The organism is Mycolicibacterium vaccae NBRC 14118 = CIP 105934, from assembly GCF_001552715.1.
In the GTDB taxonomy this organism is placed as follows: domain Bacteria; phylum Actinomycetota; class Actinomycetes; order Mycobacteriales; family Mycobacteriaceae; genus Mycobacterium; species Mycobacterium vaccae.
This window is the reverse complement of record NZ_BCRS01000329.1, coordinates 1-1,668: the sequence shown is the minus strand read 5'-3', so window position 1 is coordinate 1,668 and position 1,668 is coordinate 1. Positions and strand designations below refer to the sequence as shown.

Genomic DNA, 1,668 nt, shown 5'->3' with positions numbered 1-1,668 from the left:
AGCCACGCGCCCGGCGTGCGCACGGTGTCGCCGCGGCCGATGTCGCGGCGATCCACGCCGCGCAGGTTCACCGCGACCCGCGCCACCGCGCCCACCTCGGTGCGGTCGCGTTCCAGTGACTGCAGCCCCCGCACCGTGACCCGCCTGCCGGCGTGCTCCAGTTCGTCGCCGACGCGCAGCGTGCCCGCGGCCAACGTCCCGGTGACGACGGTGCCCGCGCCGCGCACCGTGAACGAGCGGTCCACCCACAGCCGGACGTCGGCGTCGGAATCGGGCTCGGGCAGCGCGTCGACGAGCGCGGTCAGATGTGCGCGGACGGCGTCCAGGTCGGTGCCCGGGACCACCGGTGCGTCGGGCAGTCGTTGTCGCACGTCGGCGACGGCCCGGGCCGGATCCGCGAGGTCGGCCTTGCTGATCACGACCAGCATGTGCTCGACGCCCAGCGCCTGCACCGCGGCGAAATGTTCGTCGGTCTGCGGCATCCAGCCTTCGGTCGCGGCGACCACCATCAGCACCGCGGGCACCGGGCCGACGCCGGCCAGCGTGTTCGCGACGAACCTCTCATGGCCCGGCACGTCGACGAACGCGATGTCGCGCCCGTCGATCGAGGTCCACGCGAAACCGAGGTCGATGGTCAGGCCGCGGCGCTGCTCCTCGGCCAGCCGGTCCGGCCACCTCCCGGTAAGTCGTTGCACCAGGGTGGATTTGCCGTGATCGACGTGTCCGGCAGTCGCAACTACGAACACGCCCGCACGGCCTCCACCAGCCTGCTGTCGTCTTCCGGTGCGACCGTGCGCAGGTCGAGCAGGCAGCGCCCGTTCTCCAGCCGGCCCACCACCGCGGGGTTCCCGACGCGCAGCGCAGCGGCGTACCTCTCGGGCAGGCTGACCGCGAAGCTGGGCAGTTCGACACCGGGAGCGCCGCCACCGCCGACCGCGGCGATGCACGCGACGGCCCCGGCCTCTGGCAGCGCGGCGACCAACGTCTGGGCGCGGGTCTGCAGCGAGCGGACGTCCGCGTCGAGGGCCCGCGCGACCGGTGTCGGCGGACCCACCAGCGTGGCTTCCAGCGCGGCCAGCGTCAGCTTGTCCACCCGCAGCGCGCGTGCCGCGGGATGGCGGCGCAACCGCTCGATCACCTCGCCGGTGCCGAACAGCAGACCGGCCTGCGGGCCGCCGAGCAATTTGTCGCCGCTGGCGGTGACCAGGTCGGCGCCGTCGGCCAGCACCGTGGTGGCGTCGGGCTCGTCGGGCATCAACGGGTGCGGGGCGAGCAGGCCGGAGCCGATGTCGACGACCAGCGGGGGGTCCAAGCCGGCGAGCTCGCGCACCGAGACCCCCGAGGTGAATCCGCTGACCAGGTAGTTCGACGGGTGCACCTTGAGCACGAAGCCGGTGTCGGGGCCGATCGCGTCGGCGTAGTCGCGCAGGTGGGTGCGATTGGTGGTGCCGACCTCGCGGATGCGGGCACCCGCGGACTCCATCAGCGCGGGGAGCCGGAAGCCGTCGCCGATCTCGATCAGCTCGCCGCGGCTGACGATCATCTCCTTGCCCGGCGCCAGCGTCATCGCGGCCAGCAGCAGCGCGGCGGCGTTGTTGTTGACCACGTGCACGCCCTCGGCGGTCGGAACGGCGGCGGCCAGCGCCGCGAGCGCGCCGCGGCCCCGCC

The 1,668-nt window shown here is 73.8% G+C and carries 2 protein-coding genes; both read right to left on the bottom strand.

The window, feature by feature from the left end:
* Positions 1-746, bottom strand: a 746-nt coding sequence (locus MVA01S_RS29755; RefSeq protein ID WP_159426393.1) for a GTP-binding protein, incomplete at its 3' end; no start/stop codon positions are given.
* On the bottom strand, positions 737-1,668 hold a 932-nt coding region (gene selA / locus MVA01S_RS29750), incomplete at its 5' end, for an L-seryl-tRNA(Sec) selenium transferase (protein ID WP_060941835.1). The genes selA and MVA01S_RS29755, both read right to left, overlap by 10 nt.